The organism is uncultured Ralstonia sp. (assembly GCA_913056305.1).
In the GTDB taxonomy this organism is placed as follows: domain Bacteria; phylum Pseudomonadota; class Gammaproteobacteria; order Burkholderiales; family Burkholderiaceae; genus Ralstonia.
In genome coordinates, this window is record CAJXMR010000327.1 from 1 (window position 1) to 3535 (window position 3535).

Here is a 3535-nt window from a genome sequence, read left to right on the forward strand (position 1 = left end):
CTCGGGCATCTGCACCTTGCATTCCTCGCCGATCACGGCCTGGAAGTCGCGCACCATCATCGGATACGGGTGCGGGCCGGCCACCGTGCCGATGATGTAGAAGGTGTCGGCCACGTTGGTGACCCAGTCGCGCATTGCTTCGTTGAGCGCATCCTTGAGCGTGCGCGAGCCGGATTCCACCGGCACCACGGTCGCGCCCAGCAGCTTCATGCGGTAGACGTTGGCGGCCTGGCGGCGCACGTCTTCGCTACCCATGTAGACGACGCATTCCATGCCGTAGCGCGCGGCGATGGTGGCGGTGGCCACGCCGTGCTGGCCGGCGCCGGTCTCGGCGATCACGCGCGGCTTGCCCATGCGACGGGCCAGCAGCGCTTGGCCGATGACGTTGTTCACCTTGTGCGCGCCGGTGTGGTTCAGGTCTTCGCGCTTGAGGTAGATCTGCGCGCCGCCGCAGTGCTCGGTCAGGCGGCGGGCATGATAGATGGGCGACGGACGGCCGACGAAATGCTTCAGCTCGTACTCGTATTCGGCAATGAAGGCCGGATCGTGCTGGTAGCGCGCGTAGGCGTCGCGCAGTTCGTCCAGCGCGTGGGACAGCGTTTCTGCAACGAAGGTGCCGCCGTAGGGGCCGAAATGGCCGTGGGCGTCGGGCAGGTTGTACATGGCAATCTCTCGAGGCGTCCGCCGGGGTCAGCAAAGCGACCGGCCGGCGGAGATATTCAGGGAGGTGCGAACCGCGAGCGCCCGACGGTATCGTTCAGGCCTGTGCCGACGCGCCCAGGGCAGCATCGGCCTCGCGGACCGCACGCACGAATGCGGTCATGCGGGCGTGGTCTTTCACGCCCCGTGCGGCCTCGATCCCGCTGCTGACGTCAACAGCGTAGGGCCGCACGCGCTCAATCGCACCAGCGACGTTTTGCGCGCTCAACCCACCACTCAAAACGAGCCGAGGAGCGGCGCTTGTGGTTGGCAAGGATGGCGATTGCGAGAGCCATTGCGGGGGAATCAGGGTCCAGTCGAAGACGTGGCCGCCACCGCCATAGCCCTCAACAAACGCGTCGAGCAGCAGGCCTTGGGCAGCGGCAAACCGATCGGCAAATTCTACCAAATCCGTTCCGGGCTGAACACGCACGGCGCGCAGCCAGGGCAGTCCCACCTTTCCGGCGATCTCCGCGCACTGCTCGGGCGTCTCGTCACCGTGGAACTGCAGCAGCGTGAGCGGCACCTGGTCGAGCACGCGGGCGATGTCGTCCGCGCTGGCGTTGACGAACAGGCCCGTCACCGTGACGAACGGGCCGGCGCGGCGGGCCAGCTCGGCAGCGCGCTCGGTGGCCACAAAGCGCGGACTGGGCGGATAGAACACCAGGCCGATCGCATCGGCGCCCAGCGCGACGGCATGGTCGACGTCGGCCGGTTGAGACAGGCCGCAGAGCTTGATGCGGGTACGGTGCAGCGACATGGCAGAAGCAGTATTCACGGGCCGGCGTACTCGTCGAACACGCCGCGAAACAGGCTGAACGATGCCGGGGATGCCGGCAACGGGAAGACATCAGGATAGCCGACCTCGGCCAGGTAAAGGCCGTCGGGCATGAAGGTGGGCGCAGCGGCCACGCGGCTGCGGGCGGCCAGCACGTCGGCCATCCAGGCCACAGGCTTACGGCCTCGGCCGATCGCCACCAGGCAGCCCATGATGTTGCGCACCATGTGATGCAGGAACGCGCTGCCGCAGATGCGCACGAACACCCACTCGCCCTCGCCCTTTACCTCCATCGAGTACATCGTCTTGACCGGCGACTTGGCCTGGCACTCCGCCGCGCGGAACGACGAGAAATCGTGCTCGCCGACCAGCACCTGCGCGGCCTCGTGCATGGCGGCCACGTCGAGCGACTGGCCCGGTGGCAGCGTCACGTAGCCGGCCTTGCCATCTAGCAACGGTGCGCGTGTCGGCCCGTAGACCAGCGCGTAGTAGTACGTGCGGCGATGCGCCGAGAAGCGCGCGTGGAAGTCCTCCGGCATCTCCTGCGCCCAGCGCACGGCCACCGTCGGCGGCAGGAAGGCGTTGGTGCCGCGCACCCACGAGAACGGATCGCGCACGAGGTCGGTATCGAGGTGGACGACCTGCCCCAGCGCGTGCACGCCGGCATCGGTGCGGCCGGCCACGGTGGTCGGCAGCGGCACGCCGGCGAACTGGCGCAGCGCCGCTTCCAGCACGTCCTGCACGGTATTGCCGTGCGGCTGCGATTGCCACCCCGAGAACGCGGCACCGTCGTACTGGATGCCGAGCGCGATGCGCGTCATGCCTGATAAGCCTTTATGCAAAAAGAAAAACGCCGGCAGGATACCATCCTGCCGGCGTTGTCGAAGACCTTGCAGCGACGCGTCAGGCGATCTGGCGCATCAGTGCCTGGGCTTCGGCGTGGAAGGACGGATCGCCCAGGTCCAGCACTTCCTGCAGCAGCTCGCGCGCACCTTCCTTGTCGCCGATCTCGATGTAGGCCTTGGCCAGATCAAACTTGATCTGCAGGTCGCGCACGCCATCCACACCACCCTCGCCCGACAGCGTGTGCGGCAGGTTGGTATCGAGACGGATAGCCGAGTGCGGCTCGTCGTTGGCAACATGCGCTTCGACATGCTGCGGCTCGGCGTCGAAATGCATCGGTGCTTGCGACAGATCGGCGGGCTGGGCCCAGGCCGGCAGGCTGTCTTCAGACACGACCGGTGCCGCAACAGCCGGTGCGGCTTCAGCAGCCGGCGGCGTCGGGTTCAAGTCCAGCGACAGGTCCGACAGGTCCATGTGCATCGGCGGCGCGGAAATCGGCTGGTACGCCTCGCCGGCGTGGCCGCCAAAGTGCGTGCTCGGCAGCTCGGCGTCCGGCGCGGCGTGCGGCTTGAACGCCTCGGCGGCCTCGGCCGACGCGGTGATCGGCTCACCCGCTGCCGGCGCCGGGAACGACTCCAGCGGCAGATCCAGATCAGCGAGTTTCGGCGCCTTGGTCGACGGGGCCGACGGGTCCAGGTCTGGGGACAGCGTGGTCCAGTCGTCGCCGCGGCGGGTGGTTTCGCCCGTCACGGTCGGCTTGAACGCTTCAGCTGCGGCAACGGCGCCTACGCCCGCCAGGGCCGCGGCGGCAGCGCCAGCGTGGCCGTGCGCAGCGGGTTCCTCAGCGGCGTGGTGCTGCCCATCGCCCTGCACCGTCAGGTACAGCGGGTTGGCCGGATCAAACTTGCGGCCCATCGCGGCGGCCTCGGCCCATTCCGGCGAGGCAGCGCCAACCTGCGCCAGCATTTCTTCCGCGACCGTCTGGAAGCCGTGCGCGTCCTGGCGGTTGGCGTAGATCTCCATCAGCTTCAGGCGGATGGCCTGGCGATCGGGATGCTGCTCCAGCGCTTCACGCAGGATTTCCTCGGCCTGCACGTCGCGACCATAGGCGATGTAGACGTCGGCCTCGGCGATCGGGTCGACTTCATTGCTCTCGTTGCCGCCGCCGATGCGGAAATCCGCACCGAACACGCTGTGCTGCGAGGTGTCGACGCT

General features: G+C 67.8%; 4 protein-coding genes. All 4 read right to left on the reverse strand.

Annotated elements, in window-relative coordinates; translation table 11 throughout:
• Nucleotides 1–663 (reverse strand): pyridoxal-phosphate dependent enzyme (locus QZ609_RS25400; protein WP_295500957.1); only part of this gene is annotated, 663 nt, incomplete at its 3' end.
• Nucleotides 664–757: 94 nt separating this feature from the next.
• Nucleotides 758–1477: a phosphoribosylanthranilate isomerase gene (locus QZ609_RS25405; protein ID WP_295500960.1), complete on the reverse strand. Its 720-nt coding sequence runs from the start codon at nt 1475–1477 to the stop codon at nt 758–760.
• Entirely contained in the window at nt 1474–2298 is an 825-nt protein-coding gene (gene truA / locus QZ609_RS25410; RefSeq protein ID WP_295500962.1) for a tRNA pseudouridine(38-40) synthase TruA, read from the reverse strand. The genes QZ609_RS25405 and truA overlap by 4 nt, the downstream gene beginning before the upstream one ends.
• An 82-nt stretch (nt 2299–2380) precedes the next feature.
• Nucleotides 2381–3535, reverse strand: a 1155-nt coding sequence (locus tag QZ609_RS25415; protein ID WP_295500964.1) for a FimV/HubP family polar landmark protein, incomplete at its 5' end; no start/stop codon positions are given.